Source organism: Pseudoalteromonas sp. C8, from assembly GCF_011378685.1.
GTDB classification, from domain to species: Bacteria; Pseudomonadota; Gammaproteobacteria; order Enterobacterales; family Alteromonadaceae; genus Pseudoalteromonas; species Pseudoalteromonas arctica.
Map to the genome: position 1 here is coordinate 317,226 of NZ_WTKT01000001.1, position 15,020 is coordinate 332,245.

At 39.7% G+C, this 15,020-nt stretch carries 20 protein-coding genes; 13 read left to right on the forward strand and 7 right to left on the reverse strand.

Features of this window, described 5'->3' with window-relative positions:
* Positions 1-44: 44 nt before the first annotated feature.
* From murA to GQR39_RS01465, 7 genes are read right to left on the reverse strand one after another with little or no spacing between them, the layout of a single operon-like run.
* Complete coding sequence (gene murA, locus GQR39_RS01435; RefSeq protein WP_007580318.1) at positions 45-1,304, reverse strand: UDP-N-acetylglucosamine 1-carboxyvinyltransferase; 1,260 nt, start codon at positions 1,302-1,304, stop codon at positions 45-47.
* A 13-nt stretch (positions 1,305-1,317) separates the two neighbouring features.
* Positions 1,318-1,575, reverse strand: a complete 258-nt coding sequence (locus tag GQR39_RS01440) for a BolA family protein (RefSeq protein ID WP_002957953.1) — start codon at positions 1,573-1,575, stop codon at positions 1,318-1,320.
* 5 nt (positions 1,576-1,580) lie between these two features.
* The gene (locus GQR39_RS01445) at positions 1,581-1,874 is read right to left on the reverse strand and encodes an STAS domain-containing protein (RefSeq protein ID WP_010554274.1); all 294 of its coding nucleotides are present in this window, start codon (positions 1,872-1,874) and stop codon (positions 1,581-1,583) included.
* Positions 1,867-2,547 (reverse strand): ABC transporter substrate-binding protein, encoded by a 681-nt coding sequence (locus tag GQR39_RS01450; protein ID WP_165734632.1) that lies wholly within the window; start codon positions 2,545-2,547, stop codon positions 1,867-1,869. Before GQR39_RS01450 ends, GQR39_RS01445 begins: the two co-directional genes overlap by 8 nt.
* A 5-nt stretch (positions 2,548-2,552) precedes the next feature.
* Positions 2,553-3,101: an outer membrane lipid asymmetry maintenance protein MlaD gene (gene mlaD, locus GQR39_RS01455; RefSeq protein ID WP_002957950.1), complete on the reverse strand. Its 549-nt coding sequence runs from the start codon at positions 3,099-3,101 to the stop codon at positions 2,553-2,555.
* A gap of 13 nt (positions 3,102-3,114) precedes the next feature.
* Positions 3,115-3,894, reverse strand: a complete 780-nt coding sequence (gene mlaE / locus GQR39_RS01460; protein WP_002957949.1) for a lipid asymmetry maintenance ABC transporter permease subunit MlaE — start codon at positions 3,892-3,894, stop codon at positions 3,115-3,117.
* Positions 3,894-4,709, reverse strand: coding sequence for an ATP-binding cassette domain-containing protein (locus GQR39_RS01465; protein ID WP_076916424.1), 816 nt, complete (start codon positions 4,707-4,709; stop codon positions 3,894-3,896). Before GQR39_RS01465 ends, mlaE begins: the two co-directional genes overlap by 1 nt.
* 255 nt (positions 4,710-4,964) lie before the next feature.
* Between GQR39_RS01465 and GQR39_RS01470 the strand changes: the two genes are divergently transcribed.
* The 13 genes from GQR39_RS01470 (at position 4,965) to GQR39_RS01530 (ending at position 14,884) form a co-directional block, all read left to right on the forward strand.
* A complete protein-coding gene (locus GQR39_RS01470; RefSeq protein ID WP_165734633.1) occupies positions 4,965-5,933 on the forward strand; it encodes a calcium/sodium antiporter in 969 nt (322 codons plus the stop codon).
* A gap of 3 nt (positions 5,934-5,936) precedes the next feature.
* Positions 5,937-6,908 carry a KpsF/GutQ family sugar-phosphate isomerase gene (locus tag GQR39_RS01475; protein WP_024607452.1) on the forward strand — a complete coding sequence of 324 codons (972 nt, stop codon included), beginning with the start codon at positions 5,937-5,939 and terminating at the stop codon, positions 6,906-6,908.
* Positions 6,909-7,460, forward strand: coding sequence for a 3-deoxy-manno-octulosonate-8-phosphatase KdsC (kdsC, locus tag GQR39_RS01480; RefSeq protein ID WP_007580311.1), 552 nt, complete (start codon positions 6,909-6,911; stop codon positions 7,458-7,460).
* A complete protein-coding gene (gene lptC / locus GQR39_RS01485) occupies positions 7,457-8,011 on the forward strand; it encodes an LPS export ABC transporter periplasmic protein LptC (protein ID WP_007580308.1) in 555 nt (184 codons plus the stop codon). The genes kdsC and lptC overlap by 4 nt, the downstream gene beginning before the upstream one ends.
* Positions 8,001-8,546 carry a lipopolysaccharide transport periplasmic protein LptA gene (lptA, locus tag GQR39_RS01490; protein ID WP_007580307.1) on the forward strand — a complete coding sequence of 182 codons (546 nt, stop codon included), beginning with the start codon at positions 8,001-8,003 and terminating at the stop codon, positions 8,544-8,546. The genes lptC and lptA overlap by 11 nt, the downstream gene beginning before the upstream one ends.
* Positions 8,543-9,268: an LPS export ABC transporter ATP-binding protein gene (lptB, locus tag GQR39_RS01495; protein ID WP_007580304.1), complete on the forward strand. Its 726-nt coding sequence runs from the start codon at positions 8,543-8,545 to the stop codon at positions 9,266-9,268. Before lptA ends, lptB begins: the two co-directional genes overlap by 4 nt.
* Positions 9,269-9,337: 69 nt before the next feature.
* A complete protein-coding gene (locus GQR39_RS01500; RefSeq protein ID WP_007580303.1) occupies positions 9,338-10,837 on the forward strand; it encodes an RNA polymerase factor sigma-54 in 1,500 nt (499 codons plus the stop codon).
* A gap of 26 nt (positions 10,838-10,863) precedes the next feature.
* Positions 10,864-11,151 carry a ribosome hibernation promoting factor gene (gene hpf / locus GQR39_RS01505; RefSeq protein ID WP_007580301.1) on the forward strand — a complete coding sequence of 96 codons (288 nt, stop codon included), beginning with the start codon at positions 10,864-10,866 and terminating at the stop codon, positions 11,149-11,151.
* A 4-nt stretch (positions 11,152-11,155) separates the two neighbouring features.
* On the forward strand, positions 11,156-11,608 hold the full coding sequence (ptsN, locus tag GQR39_RS01510) for a PTS IIA-like nitrogen regulatory protein PtsN (RefSeq protein WP_024594001.1): 453 nt from the start codon (positions 11,156-11,158) through the stop codon (positions 11,606-11,608).
* Between the two features lie 18 nt (positions 11,609-11,626).
* Positions 11,627-12,472 carry an RNase adapter RapZ gene (rapZ, locus tag GQR39_RS01515; protein ID WP_010554269.1) on the forward strand — a complete coding sequence of 282 codons (846 nt, stop codon included), beginning with the start codon at positions 11,627-11,629 and terminating at the stop codon, positions 12,470-12,472.
* 42 nt (positions 12,473-12,514) lie between these two features.
* Entirely contained in the window at positions 12,515-12,787 is a 273-nt protein-coding gene (locus tag GQR39_RS01520; RefSeq protein ID WP_002957937.1) for an HPr family phosphocarrier protein, read from the forward strand.
* A gap of 130 nt (positions 12,788-12,917) precedes the next feature.
* Positions 12,918-14,276, forward strand: a complete 1,359-nt coding sequence (gene mgtE, locus GQR39_RS01525) for a magnesium transporter (RefSeq protein WP_010554268.1) — start codon at positions 12,918-12,920, stop codon at positions 14,274-14,276.
* 56 nt (positions 14,277-14,332) lie between these two features.
* Positions 14,333-14,884, forward strand: coding sequence for a protein disulfide oxidoreductase (locus tag GQR39_RS01530; RefSeq protein WP_165734634.1), 552 nt, complete (start codon positions 14,333-14,335; stop codon positions 14,882-14,884).
* The last annotated feature ends 136 nt before the right edge of the window (positions 14,885-15,020 follow it).

Consider the following 15,020-nt stretch of genomic DNA (forward strand, 5'->3'; position numbering starts at 1 on the left):
CGTATCCGACCTTTTTAAAATAGCTTAGCTAGTTAAATATCTACTTAACTACTTCGACGTTTAATATTTGCACCCAACGCACTTAGCTTATCTTCAATGCGCTGATAGCCTCTATCAACGTGATAAATACGGTCAACAACCGTTTCACCCTGTGCCACTATACCCGTTAAGATTAAGCTAGCTGAAGCGCGTAGGTCGGTTGCCATCACTTGCGCGCCCGTTAGGCTCTCAGTCTCACCACAAATTGCGGTATGCCCTTCTAAACGAATATTAGCGCCCATACGCTGCAACTCAGGTACATGCATAAAACGGTTTTCAAAAATCGTTTCTGTAATAGTCGCACTACCATTCGCTACTACATTTAATGCTGTAAACTGAGCTTGCATATCCGTAGGGAAACCTGGGTGTGGAGCTGTTTTAATATTCACGGCTCTCAGTTCTCGGCCGCGCATATCAAGATAAATACTGTCGTTATGCACTTCTAGATGTGCATTTGTTGCGCGTAACTTTTCAATCACAGGCTCAAGAGAATGAAAGTCAGTGTTTTTACAAAGTACTTCACCGCCTGCCATTGCTGCAGCGACTAAAAATGTACCTGTTTCTATTCTGTCTGGTAAAATGCTGTGCTCGCATCCTGCTAAACGCTCAACGCCTTCAACTTCAATGCGGCTAGTGCCTGCACCCGTAATTTTAGCGCCCATAGCAATTAAGCAGTTAGCTAAATCAATTATTTCGGGCTCGCGTGCAGCATTATCAAGTATGGTTTTACCATCAGCGAGGGCTGCTGCCATCAATAGATTTTCGGTAGCGCCTACGCTTACCATTTCCATAAATATTTCAGCGCCTTTTAAGCGACCGTTTACCTTGGCATTAATATAACCATTTTCAACGTTTATTTGTGCGCCCATGCGCTCCAAACCTTGAATATGTATATCAACAGGGCGAGCACCAATAGCACACCCACCAGGTAAAGACACTTGAGCTTCACCAAAACGAGCAACTAAAGGGCCTAATGCAAGTACAGAGGCACGCATTTGCTTAACTAAGTCGTATGGCGCTAATGTTTTATTAACCGTTGCGCCGTCAATCACTAGCGTATCGCCGTGCCAATTAACATCAGCGCCTAGAGTTTTTAATAAGGCTTCAGTGGTCACTATATCGCGAAGGCGCGGTACATTAGTAAATGTACTTTTTCCATCAGCTAATAATGAAGCAAACAAAATAGGAAGTGCGGCATTTTTAGCGCCAGAAATAGTCACTTCACCAGCAAGTGAAGTACCACCTTGAATTACAAATTGATCCATTAAGAGGCCCTATTTATTGCGGTAAAATAAATTTTTGTTCACGCTTCCACTCTACAGGAGTAAATGCACGAATAGATACTGCGTGAATTGTGCCATCTGAAATTGTATTCATTAATGGGCCATAAACTAGCTGCTGCTTTTTAACTCGGCTTAAACCGTCAAAGCATTCACCTACTGCAACAACTTCATAATGACTACCATTGGCTTTTACATGTACTTCAGCTAATTGAAGTTCTTCGCGTAATAATGTTTCGACTTGGCTAGTTTCCATAACTCTCACTCAAATAGGGTTGTAACCTGACCCAATTGCATTAAATTTTGCAATTGCTCAGGTAGGTTTTGCAATTCAAGGCGAATGCCTTGCTGCTTTAATTCTGCAAAAGAGTGAATTAACCAAGCTAAGCCCGCTGTGTCAACCCTAGATACACCACTTAGGTCGAAATAGATGATTTTATGCTTGGTTAATAGCTTGTTGTTCAGAAGCTGTTCATCGCCAATTGAATTTCGAGTAAGCTCACCGTTTACTCGAAAATGTTGTCCATCAACTTGGCTTATTGCCAATTTAGTCATTCGAGTTACTGCCTCTAAACTGAACTGGTAGCTGACTCTTTTGCTCTAAAAGGTTACTTACATTATCAATACCTTGCTGACGCAAAATACCTTGTAGCTCACTTTGTTTTGCGTCTAGTAAACTAATACCTTCAGCAATCATATCGTACGCGCGCCATTCACCGTCACGGTCTTCGCGTACTTTAAAATCGATTCTGATATCAGGTTTACCATCTTCAATAATTTTAGTTTTAACGACAACGACATCTTTGCCTTTAAATGCTTGTTCTGCACCAAACTCAACTTTCTGGTTTGTATATTGAGTGAATACACCTGCATAAGTAGCAACTAAATACTCTCTAAACACACCAATAAAGCGTTGAATTTCTTTAATTGCTTTGGCTTTTTCAGCTTCGTCGGTAATTGCACGTACTTTAGATACTTCACTACCTAGTACGCGAAGTGCTGCATATTTGTAGTCGATATAAGGCATTAATTCTTCTTCAACGATTACGCGAAGATGCTCTTGATTTTTAACAATTAATGGCTGATCTTTTTTAATACGTGCAAATGTATTATCGGCAACTTGGCGTACCATTTTATTTGGATCAACCAATTTCACATCTGCTGCACTTACGCTTTGAGTTAGCGTCATTGTGCTAATTGCTACAATAGCTAAAAACTTTTTCAACATAATAATTACTCACTACCTTGGTTGAATAAAAACTGCCCGATTAATTCTTCAAGTACAATGGCAGACTTAGTGTCGGTAATTGAATCGCCATCACCTAGTGCTTTACTTTCCACACCAAACAAATCGTCAATTGCTTCATCTTGCTTGTTCTCAGTCACTGTTTCGCCTAAACAACGTTGCTTAGCCGAATCTGGAGAAATTACAGGGTGAATACCTAAGTACTGCTCGCCTAAAATACCCGAGGTTAAAATAGAGATTGAACTCGTGTCTGAAAAACGACATAAGTACTGTGCATCAATAGTCATATTAACGACTGGTAAAAATTCTTGTGGGTGAACATAAATTGATTCAACACGACCAATTACAACACCACCTACTTTTACCGGTGCACGCGCTTTTAACGAGCCAATGTTTTCAAACTTGGCATTAAGCGTATATGTTTCGCCAGAGCCACTAATACCTGAATTGGCAACTTTAAGTGCGAGCATCGCAAAAGCTAAAATGCCAAGCGCTACAAAAAAACCAACTAAAATTTCTAATTTCCGTGAATTCATTATCTATACCCTATTAGCTGGTAAACATTACCGCTGTCAAAATAAAGTCAAAACCTAAAACTGCTAATGACGAATGAACAACCGTTTCGGTGGTTGCTTTGCTGATCCCTTCTGAGGTCGGCACACAGTCATATCCTTTATAAAGCGCAATCCAGGTCACCACTATGGCAAATACAAAACTCTTAATAATACCGTTTAGTATGTCTTGCTGAAACGACACTTGTGATTGCATGATTGACCAAAAACTACCTGTATCAACCCCCAGCCAATCTACACCCACTAAATGAGCGCCTATGATTGCTACGGCTGAAAATATCAATGCAAGCAATGGCATGCTTATAAAACCCGCCCAAAAGCGCGGTGCAATAATACGTTTTAGCGGATCGATTGCCATCATTTCAAGTGATGAAAGTTGCTCTGTTGCTTTCATTAAGCCAATTTCAGCAGTCAATGCGCTACCTGCGCGTCCTGCAAACAGTAATGCAGTAACAACCGGGCCCAGTTCTCGCAATAAACTCAGTGCCACTAACGGCCCTAAACTATCCTCAGCGCCATAACCAACTAATACGGTGTAACCTTGTAGAGCCAACACCATGCCGATAAACAAACCCGACACCATAATAATCAGTAACGATTGCGAACCCACCATATAAAGTTGGCGAACAAGTAACGGTGTGCCTTTTTTAAAATTAGGAACATGCGCAAGCGCACTAAACAGCATATAAGCCGAACGGCCAAGAGCCGCAAAACGTCCTAGCGTTTTATGCCCTAGCTTTTGAAATAAATCCAACATTATGCTTTTTCTCCAAGTAGTTCGTCTGCATAAGCTTGAGCCGGAAAATGAAATGGTACCGGACCATCCGACAAGCCTTTTAAAAACTGTTGAACTAAAGGAGATTCATGATTGCGCATTTCATCAGGAGTACCACAACCAATTACACCTTGATCGGCGATAATTATAACGTGATCGGCAATACTCATTACCTCTGTCACATCGTGTGTCACAATTAAAGACGATAAACTCAATACTTCGTTAAGCGACTTAATTAGCTTAACCAATACGCCCATCGAAATAGGATCTTGTCCTGCAAATGGTTCATCGTACATGATTAGCTCTGGATCAAGTGCTATAGCGCGCGCAAGTGCAGCACGTCTTGCCATACCGCCCGATAACTCAGAGGGCATTAAATCTTTAGCGCCACGTAGCCCAACCGCTTGCAATTTCATTAATACAACTAATCGGATAAGGTCTTCACTTAGCTTTGTGTGCTCTCTTATAGGAAACGCAATATTGTCAAATACCGACATATCAGTAAACAGCGCACCACTTTGAAAAAGCATGCTCATTTTAGTACGTGCTTCGTATAACTCTTTACGAGACATTTTAGGAATGCTGCCACCTTCAAATAAAATATCACCTGAATCTGGTTTAAGCTGACCACCAATTAAACGCAACATAGTGGTTTTGCCAATTCCGCTTGGCCCCATGATCGCAGTAATTTTACCTTTAGGAACGCTAAAACTCATATTTTTATATATAGTTCTATTGCCTCTCGAAAAGCTAACATCCTTGACTTCTACTATTGATTGCGACAAGTCGCTCTCCATAAAAATGTTCACTAGTGCACCTATTTTAAAGCTTTTTTGTCAAAGATGGAAAAAACAATTCGTAAGATTTTGTAATACACCCATGAAAAGGATTATAAGACTCGCTCAAAACAGCTTAACCCCGGCTTAAATTTTTAAATTAGCTGTTTAAAAGCAGCATTGTTACCTAGTTGACCTTACTCTTTTATTTATACTTTCATCTTGGCTTTTGTTACTATTCGCGCCATCCGTATTTTGTATAACTGGCTTAACACAATGGTTACCTCGTTTGTTATTTTAATTCTTGGTTTTGCAGCTCTTGTTTGGAGTGCAGACAGGTTTGTTTATGGCGCTGCGGCTCTTGCTAAAAACTTTGGTGTACCTACACTTATTGTTGGTTTAACCGTGGTAGCTATGGGCTCTTCAGCACCCGAAATGATGGTTTCAGCCTCTGCCGCTCTGGCTAACAAAACCGACACAGCGGTTGGCAATGCTGTTGGCTCTAATATTACAAACATTTTACTTGTGTTAGGTATCACTGCTCTATTTCGCCCTCTTTCAGTTTCATCTAGTACGTTAAAACGTGAAATGCCATTAGTGATGCTCGTATCTTTAGCTTCTTGGTATGTGTTCTCAGATAACTACTTTTCATTTAATGAAGGTGTTGCACTTTTGGTTGGCTTTATCGTATTCATCGGTGGGTTAATTATTGTATCTATGCGTGCAAAAAACCAAGATGACCCATTTGTCTCAGAAGCCTGCGACGATGTCCCTAACGATGTACCTACGAAAAAAGCGGTATTTTGGTTAGTTGTCGGCATGATACTCCTACCTGTTAGCTCTCATTTTTTAATAGGTTCGGCTGTCGATATTGCTAAATACTTCGGCTTAAGCGACTTAGTCATTGGCTTAACAATTATTGCCATCGGTACTAGTTTGCCTGAACTTGCCGCTTCGGTTGCAGGTGTACTTAAAAATGAAGATGATTTAGCACTAGGTAATATTGTTGGCTCAAACATATTTAATATTCTAGCGGTATTACCACTTGCCGGTATTATTAACCCTTCTGCCATTGACCCATCATTAGTAAGCCGAGACGTATTAATTATGATTGGTGCAACACTTGCTCTCATTATTATGTCATTGAACTTTAGAGGCACCCAACGTATCAATAGAGTAGAAGGCGGCTTATTGCTAATAGCATTTTTGGGTTACCAAGGGTATATTTTTAGTCAAGTAGGATAAATGATGGCAACGCTAAATTTTATTGAACAAGGCCTTCGCGTTTTAGATGTTGAACGCCAAGCACTTAGTGATATTGCACAATATGTAGATGAAAACTTTCATAACGCGTGCCAATTAATGTACGACTGCGAAGGCCGTATTATTGTCATTGGTATGGGTAAATCAGGTCATATTGGCAATAAAATAGCGGCAACCCTTGCAAGCACTGGCAGTCCAGCATTTTTTGTTCACCCTGGTGAAGCAAGTCATGGTGATTTAGGTATGATCACTAAAAATGACGTGGTTATGCTTATTTCTAATTCAGGGGAGACCAGCGAAGTTTTAAATATCATTCCGGTTTTAAAACGACTTGGTGCCAAAATGATATCGATGACTGGCAATACGCAATCAACCATGGCGACCCTTGCTAATGTACATGTGTGTATTAAAGTAGAAAAAGAAGCCTGTTCATTGGGTCTAGCTCCTACATCAAGTACCACTGCAACGCTTGCGATGGGCGATGCCATGGCGGTTGCATTATTAGAAGCTCGCGGGTTTACAGCTGATGACTTCGCGCTATCTCACCCAGGTGGTAGTTTAGGCAAGCGCTTATTACTTACTTTAAAAGATGTTATGCACAGCGGCGCAAATACACCTATTATTAGCGTTTCACAAACAGTTAAAGACGCCCTCATTGAAATGTCCGCCAAAGGTTTAGGTATGACAGCCATTGTTGATGAAAATCAGCAGCTCGTGGGATTATTTACCGATGGCGATTTGCGTCGTATTTTAGAGCAAAGAATTGATATTCATACAACACAAATAGATGTTGTTATGACCAAGTCATGTACTACGGCTACACAAGATATTTTAGCCGCTGAAGCGCTTAATATTATGGAACACAAACGTATAAATGGCTTAATCGTCGTCAATGAGAAAAACCAACCTATTGGCGCATTAAACATGCAAGACCTATTAAAAGCAGGAGTGTTATAAATGCAATTTGAAGAACTCTATCAACCGCTGAGCGATGATGCAAAAGCACGCGCTAAAAAAGTAAAGCTACTTATATGCGATATTGATGGTGTATTTTCTGATGGCCGTATTTATCTTGGTAATCAAGGTGAAGAGCTAAAAGCATTTAATACAAAAGATGGTTTTGGCATTAAAGCGCTTATAAACAGTGGCTTTGAAGTGGCTGTAATTACTGGTCGTCATTCACAAATAGTGCAACAACGTATGAGCAGCTTAACCGTACAGCATATTTATCAAGGCCAAGAAAATAAGCTCATTGCCTATCAAGAATTAAAAGACAAACTCAACCTTAGCGATGAACAAATTGCTTATATCGGTGATGATGGTCCTGACATGCCCGTTATGGAATTAGTCGGCTTTGCTGTTGCAGTAAATGATGCCCATCCACTTATTAAACGTTTATCACACTATGTAACGCAAATGCCTGGCGGCTTTGGTGCAGTAAGAGAGCTCACCGACTTACTTATGCTTGAAAATGGTAAGGCATTGACTACACAAGGCACTAGTTCATGAATGCAGCGCGCATAATATTAAGCGTTTTATTCATTAGCTGTATGGTTTGGCTTTGGTACCCTTATTTTACACAAACAAATATTGTGCCTCAGACTGAGCCTGAAGTTATTGCCAAGCCTGATTACATAGCCATTGAACTCAAACAAACAGCCTATGACGAACAAGGTAAAATTAGCCACAAAGTCACTGCGGCTAAAATGGAGCTATATCAACAATTAGGTTTTACGTTTTTTGAAAAACCTATTTTTACTTTATATAACGAAAAGCAAACGTGGCAAATAAATGCAGACGAAGCAACATTATACGAAGACAAACAATTAATTTTAGAAGGCAATGTGGTTGCCAAAAACTTAACCGATAACGCCATGATAGACAAAATCAATGCTGATAATATTCAGGTAGATATAAAACTATTAACAATGCGTTCGGAGCAACCCGTTATCATCACTGGACCCAATTTAAAAATCACTGGTAAAGGCCTAGAAGCCGACTTAAAAACCGAAGTGATAAAACTAATTAACCATACGCGAACCATATATTATGACCAATAAAATATTAAAATCACTTATTATTCCTACACTTATACTAGCGTTTAATAGTAGTGCTGCAGAGCAAAACACGCAACCGACTGCAAATCAAATTTCAATAAGCGCCGATAAGCAAGAAGGTCAATTAAAAGCTAATGTCGGGATTTTTGAGAAAAACGTTGAAATTATTCACGGTAACCGCCGTATCACAGCCGACCGCTTAGAAGTACATAAACGCGATGAACTTGGTGATAATAAACAATTATTAATTGCTACAGGTAGCCCTGCGCACTTTGAAGAAAAGCAATCAGATGGCACGACTATGAGCGCCAGTGCTGACGAAGTACGTTATGATGTATCTAAGCGTTTTTTAACGCTTGTTGGTAATGCACAAGTATCGCAAGCGGGACAAAAAATAAATGCTAAAAGCATTACCTACGATATAGAGCAGCAGCTAATCAGTGCCGAAAAAGATGAAAACTCAACTGACCGCGTTCACACAATTTTAGTGCCAATCGAGACTAAAAAAAGTAAAAAAAGCGACAAAGGTCAACCATGAGCACATTAAAAGCAGAGCTATTAGCAAAGAGCTATAAAGGCCGTGAAGTTGTAAAAAACGTCGGCCTTGAAGTCAAAGCTGGCAGTATTGTTGGCTTACTTGGCCCTAACGGCGCAGGTAAAACCACCACGTTTTATATGATAGTAGGACTTGTACCTAGCGACAAAGGTAAAATATCGATAGACGATAACGATATTACTCTTTTACCTATGCATAGTCGTGCTAGATTAGGCATTGGCTACTTACCGCAAGAGTCTTCAATATTCAGAAAGCTGACTGTTTATCAAAACTTAATGGCCATTTTAGAAACGCGCAAAGAGTTAAATAAACAAGCTAGAGAAGACACTCTCGATAAATTATTAGATGAATTTAGCATACAACACATTCGTGATAGCCAAGGTATGGCATTGTCAGGTGGCGAACGTCGTCGTGTTGAAATAGCACGTGCGCTGGCAGCAGATCCTAAATTTATATTACTGGATGAACCATTTGCAGGTGTTGACCCGATTTCGGTATTAGACATAAAGAAAATAATAGAACATCTTAAAAATCGTGGGATTGGTGTATTAATTACCGATCATAACGTAAGAGAAACCCTTGATGTTTGTGAAAAAGCCTACATTGTTTCTCATGGGGAGCTGATTGCATCAGGTACTCCAGAACACGTATTAAATGATAAAACAGTACGCGATGTTTACTTAGGCGAGCAATTTAGGCTGTAACATTTACGCCATGTCTTTAAGCATCTGCTAGTATTAATTATAACAACATAAAAGGATTGTTAGAGATACATGAGGCAATCACTACAGCTGCGCATGGGCCAGCAACTTACAATGACTCCACAGCTGCAACAAGCTATTCGTTTGTTGCAACTCAGTACATTGGATCTCCAGCAAGAAATACAAGAAGCTCTCGACAGCAACCCGCTATTAGAGGTTGAAGAAGCAGACTATTCAGAAGACGCTGCAGGTAAAAACGAGCAAAAAGCAGATACAGATGACATAACTGTTAGCGCATCTGCCGATGATGCTCCAAGCGAATACGAACAAGATAGTGGTGAAGCACTTGCAAAAGACACGCTAAGTGACGACATGGCTATGGATGTTAGTTGGGATGAGTACATGAGTGCCGCCCCAGCAGCATCATCGGGTCCGATGCCTGAAGACGAATCAATATACCAAGGCGCCTCTACTGAAACGCTCCATGAGTATTTAATGTGGCAGTTACAACTAACGCCATTTAGCCCTACAGACGAAGCTATTGCTATTGCGATTGTAGAAGCCGTCGATGATTCAGGTATTTTAACACTAAGCTGCGAAGAGATTTTAGAAAGCTTTAATCAAGAAAACGAAGATGATAACGAAGTCGAACTTGATGAAATTGAAGCTGTATTAAAACGCATCCAACTGTTTGATCCTGTTGGTATTGCTGCACGTAGTTTACAAGAGTGTTTGTGTATTCAGCTTAACCAGTTTGACAAAGAAACACCTTACATTAATGAAACAAAAATGATTTTAACCGAGCATATTGATTTATTAGCTGCTCGTGACTATCGTACATTAATGAAGAAAACTAAGCTCAAAGAAGAAGAGCTTAAAGAAGTAATGACATTAATACATACTCTTAGCCCTAAACCTGCAGATACTATTGTAAGAGAAGAATCTGAGTATGTTATTCCTGATGTGTCAGTTAAAAAAATTAAAGGCCGCTGGGTTGTTGAGTTAAACCCAGACAGCATGCCTAAAATTCGTGTTAATAGCCAATACGCGGCAATGTCTCGCACTGTAAAATCCAGTGGTGACAGCCAGTTTATTCGCTCGCATTTACAAGAAGCTAAATGGTTTATTAAAAGCTTAGAAAGTAGAAACGACACGCTATTAAAAGTAACAAATTGTATTGTTAAGCAACAACAAGGCTTTTTTGAACACGGTCCTGAAGCCATGAAACCAATGGTTTTAAATGATGTTGCTGAAATGGTAGAAATGCACGAATCAACAATTTCGCGCGTAACAACCCAAAAGTATATGCACACACCCCGTGGTATATTTGAGCTTAAATATTTTTTCTCAAGCCATGTAAGCACCGAAAACGGGGGTGAATGTTCATCTACAGCAATCCGTGCGCTTATCCGAAAATTAATCGCAGCAGAAAACTCAGCAAAACCATTGAGTGATAGCAAAATAGCGGATATATTGGCTGAGCAAGGAATTAAAGTAGCGAGACGTACAATCGCAAAATACCGCGAATCTCTGGCTATTCCACCGTCAAATCAACGTAAAAGTTTGATTTAAGACGCAAAAAAAAGAGGGTAATGCTTATGCAACTAAACTTAACTGGTCGTCACGTAGAATTAACCGATTCACTAAGAGACTATATTAATACCAAATTTGCGAAGCTAGAAAGACACTCTGATCATATTAATAATGTTCATGTCATTCTCGATGTAGAAAAATTAAATCAAAAAGCAGAAGCCACCATACACGTAAGCGGTGCTGAGTTATTTGCCTCTACAGAACATCAAGATATGTATGCCGCCATTGACTCGTTGATCGACAAGCTCGATCGACAAGTAATTAAACACAAAGAGAAGCTTGCTCGACACTAATATGATGAAATTAAGCTCACTTATATGCCAGGACTGCAGCAAAGCTGCGGTCCTTTTTAATAGCAAAAAAAGAATTTTAGAGTTCATTAGCGAACTTGCTCACGACAAACTTCCGTATTTACCGCAACAAGATATTCTTAATGCTTTAATGAGCAGAGAAAAATTGGGTAGTACAGGTATAGGGCGTGGCATTGCCATTCCTCATGGAAGAATGAGCGGTGCAGAAGAGCCTTTGGCTTTAGTACTCGTTAGCGAAACTCCAATAAATTTTGATGCAATCGATAATCGCCCTGTTGATATTTTCGTCGCACTCATCGTACCAGATGGCGATAACCAGCAGCACTTAAAGACTCTAGCAACCATTGCTGATAAACTAAACAACAAAGATTTTTGTAAACAGTTACGCAGTGCAAAATCAGATGCTGAGCTTTACCAAGTTATTGTCAATCAATCATAGTTTTATAAAGGGTGTTAAATGGAGTTAATTATCATAAGCGGCCGTTCTGGTTCTGGAAAGTCGGTTGCTTTACGCGTTGTAGAAGATTTAGGTTATTATTGCGTAGATAATATTCCAGTTAACTTGCTTCCTTCATTAGTTCGCAGTGTGTCTGATAGCTATGATAAAATTGCTGTTAGCATTGATGTGCGTAACATCCCTAAACAACAAGATGAATTTAACGATATTCTTGAATACTTGCCTGGCTTTGCAAAACCTACGTTATTTTATTTAGATAGCGACGATCAAACATTGATCAAACGTTTTTCTGAAACTCGTAGATTACACCCACTATCAATTGACTCGTTGCCTCTTGATTTAGCCATCAAAAAAGAAAAAGAATTACTTGATGTATTAATCACCCGCGCCGACTTTATGATAGATACAACTGATTTAAGCGTTCATCAACTTGCTGAATCTATTCGTGAAAAGATTTTAGGTAAAAAAGATAAGCAACTGATTGTCACGTTTGAATCGTTTGGTTTTAAATACGGTATACCAAAAGAAGCAGATTACGTATTTGATGCACGCTTTTTACCAAATCCACATTGGGAACCTGAATTAAAACCTTTAAATGGGTTAGATCAACCCGTTAAAGATTATTTGGCCAATCACAGCATAGTGCAAAAATTCACATGGCAAATTCAAACATTTGTACAAACGTGGTTACCGCACTTAGAGCGAAATAACCGCAGTTATTTAACCATTGCTATTGGGTGTACAGGCGGACAACATCGCTCTGTATATTTAGCGCAAACTATCGGTGAAAGTTTTGCAATGACACATCCCAATGTGAAAATTCGCCATCGCGAACAAGAAAAATAATATAGCTGAATAATCACCTGTTCAGCTTAGGTAGAGTAAGTTATGCATTGTGAAGACACTTTTTTAATAAAAAACAAATTAGGATTGCACGCCAGAGCAGCCACCGTACTTGCCCAATTAGCAGTGCAGTTTGATGCGACAATTACATTATTTCAAGATGACAAAGAAGCCGCAGGCGATAGCGTACTTGCACTAATGTTACTTGAAAGTAGCCAAGGCAAAGAAGTAAAAGTTGTATGTAAAGGCCCCGATTCTGAGCAAGCTTTACACGCTGTTGGAGAATTAATAGCACAACGTTTTAATGAACAAGAATAAACAGTTATAAAAATAATGCTCGCATTACTAATGCCCCAACTAAAACAGATATATAAAATAAATACGGTTAGTGACGCCAGTTAACTCACCTCTCCCCATAAAGTAATATAAAAATTTATAAAGGACGCCAATGCCTGAAGCTTTTGAACAAGATTACCCACTACAGCAACTAAAACAGGTGACTAAGTCACTCAATAGTGGTCAATTTGTTCAAGTTAGGCGCATGCTCGCAAAAACAGCTCCTTGTGATACCGCATTATTATTAGAATCATCACCACATAAAATTCGCCGACTCCTTTGGCAGTTGGTTGATCCTGATGTGCAAGGCGATGTTCTTGAAGAACTCTCAGAAGATGTTCGTTTAGGCATTATTGCCCAAATGGAACCTAAGCACATTGCAGCCGCAACAGAAGATATGGGCCACGATGACTTAGGTGAAGTATTACGTAGTCTGCCGGACACCGTTTATAAAGACGTTGTTAGCGCGATGGACATTCAAGACCGTGAACGTGCAACACAAGCACTTTCGTATCAAGAGCGTTCTGCTGGCGCGCTAATGAACACCGATACGGTGACCATTCGCCCTGATGTTACGCTCGATGTTGTACTTAGATATATTAGGCTACGTGGCGAGTTACCAGAAGGTACCGATGACTTGTACGTTGTTGATAAGCATAACTGCTTTATAGGCGCTTTATCGCTGAGTACATTATTAACTAACCCGCCAGAAAAAATTGTTCGCGATTTAATGGATGAAGATTGTGAATCCATTCCAATCTCTATGGATGAAAGTGAAGTCGCGCAATTATTTGAACGTCATAATTGGATATCGGCCCCCGTAGTCGATGATAACGATCAGCTCCTTGGCCGTGTCACTATCGATGACATCGTTGACGTAATCCGAGAAGATGCTGAGCATAGTTTATTGGGCTTAGCCGGTCTTGATGATGAAGAAGATACCTTTGCGCCAGTACTAAAAAGCTCTAAAAAACGCTCAGTTTGGTTAGGTGTCAACTTACTAACTGCACTTGCAGCTGCTTTTGTAGCTAGCTTTTTTGAAGGCACTTTAGATGTTTTACCTATTTTAGCTGTACTTAACGGTATTGTCCCTTCTATGGGCGGTGTTGCAGGTAGCCAATCATTAACGCTTGTTATTCGTGGTATTGCGGTAGGCCATATAAATCAAACTAACCAACGCTTTTTAATGATGAAAGAGCTTGCTATTGGCGCGTTAAACGGTGTTTTGTGGTCGTTGTTAATAGCAGGTGTTATTGCCCTATGGCAATGGGACTTTATGCTTGGTGGCGTACTCGCCTTCGCTATGTTTATGAACTTAGTGGTGGCAGGTGTTGCTGGTGCGAGTATCCCTATTATTCTTAAAAGAATGAATATAGACCCAGCACTTGCAGGGAGTGTGGTGCTAACCACGGTGACAGATATTGTGGGTATATTCGCCTTTTTAGGTACTGCTACTTGGTTGCTGGTTTAAATTAGAAACCTTTGCAAATAACTAAAGTAAAAAACACTTAGGGTAAAGCTGCAACTATGACAACGGGTACCAAAAATAAAAAAGACACACCTAAAAAAACACCAAAACAAAAAGGCCTATCAATATTAAAAAGTGTGTTGATATATGGTTTCATATTTTTCGTAATTTATAACGCTGTAAATTGGTGGCGACAACCTGTTATGCCAGCAAATCCTCAATTACAATTAATAGATTATAAAGGGCAAAACATTGATTTGTCAGCAATGAGCCAAGATAAACCAACACTTGTCTATTTTTGGGGAACTTGGTGCCCTATTTGTAGTATTACCTCCCCTGCCATAAACGAACTCGCAAACGAGAATAACTACCCTGTCGTGAGCATCGCAATAAAATCAGGCTCGGATCAAAAACTACATGAGTATCTAAATGATCATGGCTACAGTTTTATCACTGTCAACGATCAACACGGTGAGATATTTGCCGATTGGCAAGGGCAAGTCACGCCTTCCTATATAATCTTAAAAGATAATAAAATGACGCAAGGGCTAACAGGCATTCAGCCGTTATGGTCACTTAAATTACGTTTGTGGTTATCATCAACGTTTTAAGAAAAAACTAACTGCAAGTATATAGACACTAAATACGTGCTATCTCAAGAGGGGTTTCTAAAAGCTCGCTCTTTATCACCTATAATAATATAAGTAATAAAGAGCAAGGTTTACTTAATTTACGCATGTAAAGGGT

What these genes read in the sequence shown, in the direction of transcription:
- murA (WP_007580318.1), bottom strand. Translation starts at nt 1,304, where the DNA reads ATGGATCAATTTGTAATTCAAGGTGGTACTTCACTTGCTGGTGAAGTG.
- GQR39_RS01440 (WP_002957953.1), bottom strand. Translation starts at nt 1,575, where the DNA reads ATGGAAACTAGCCAAGTCGAAACATTATTACGCGAAGAACTTCAATTA.
- GQR39_RS01445 (WP_010554274.1), bottom strand. Translation starts at nt 1,874, where the DNA reads ATGACTAAATTGGCAATAAGCCAAGTTGATGGACAACATTTTCGAGTA.
- GQR39_RS01450 (WP_165734632.1), bottom strand. Translation starts at nt 2,547, where the DNA reads ATGTTGAAAAAGTTTTTAGCTATTGTAGCAATTAGCACAATGACGCTA.
- mlaD (WP_002957950.1), bottom strand. Translation starts at nt 3,101, where the DNA reads ATGAATTCACGGAAATTAGAAATTTTAGTTGGTTTTTTTGTAGCGCTT.
- mlaE (WP_002957949.1), bottom strand. Translation starts at nt 3,894, where the DNA reads ATGTTGGATTTATTTCAAAAGCTAGGGCATAAAACGCTAGGACGTTTT.
- GQR39_RS01465 (WP_076916424.1), bottom strand. Translation starts at nt 4,709, where the DNA reads ATGGAGAGCGACTTGTCGCAATCAATAGTAGAAGTCAAGGATGTTAGC.
- GQR39_RS01470 (WP_165734633.1), top strand. Translation starts at nt 4,965, where the DNA reads ATGGTTACCTCGTTTGTTATTTTAATTCTTGGTTTTGCAGCTCTTGTT.
- GQR39_RS01475 (WP_024607452.1), top strand. Translation starts at nt 5,937, where the DNA reads ATGGCAACGCTAAATTTTATTGAACAAGGCCTTCGCGTTTTAGATGTT.
- kdsC (WP_007580311.1), top strand. Translation starts at nt 6,909, where the DNA reads ATGCAATTTGAAGAACTCTATCAACCGCTGAGCGATGATGCAAAAGCA.
- lptC (WP_007580308.1), top strand. Translation starts at nt 7,457, where the DNA reads ATGAATGCAGCGCGCATAATATTAAGCGTTTTATTCATTAGCTGTATG.
- lptA (WP_007580307.1), top strand. Translation starts at nt 8,001, where the DNA reads ATGACCAATAAAATATTAAAATCACTTATTATTCCTACACTTATACTA.
- lptB (WP_007580304.1), top strand. Translation starts at nt 8,543, where the DNA reads ATGAGCACATTAAAAGCAGAGCTATTAGCAAAGAGCTATAAAGGCCGT.
- GQR39_RS01500 (WP_007580303.1), top strand. Translation starts at nt 9,338, where the DNA reads ATGAGGCAATCACTACAGCTGCGCATGGGCCAGCAACTTACAATGACT.
- hpf (WP_007580301.1), top strand. Translation starts at nt 10,864, where the DNA reads ATGCAACTAAACTTAACTGGTCGTCACGTAGAATTAACCGATTCACTA.
- ptsN (WP_024594001.1), top strand. Translation starts at nt 11,156, where the DNA reads ATGAAATTAAGCTCACTTATATGCCAGGACTGCAGCAAAGCTGCGGTC.
- rapZ (WP_010554269.1), top strand. Translation starts at nt 11,627, where the DNA reads ATGGAGTTAATTATCATAAGCGGCCGTTCTGGTTCTGGAAAGTCGGTT.
- GQR39_RS01520 (WP_002957937.1), top strand. Translation starts at nt 12,515, where the DNA reads ATGCATTGTGAAGACACTTTTTTAATAAAAAACAAATTAGGATTGCAC.
- mgtE (WP_010554268.1), top strand. Translation starts at nt 12,918, where the DNA reads ATGCCTGAAGCTTTTGAACAAGATTACCCACTACAGCAACTAAAACAG.
- GQR39_RS01530 (WP_165734634.1), top strand. Translation starts at nt 14,333, where the DNA reads ATGACAACGGGTACCAAAAATAAAAAAGACACACCTAAAAAAACACCA.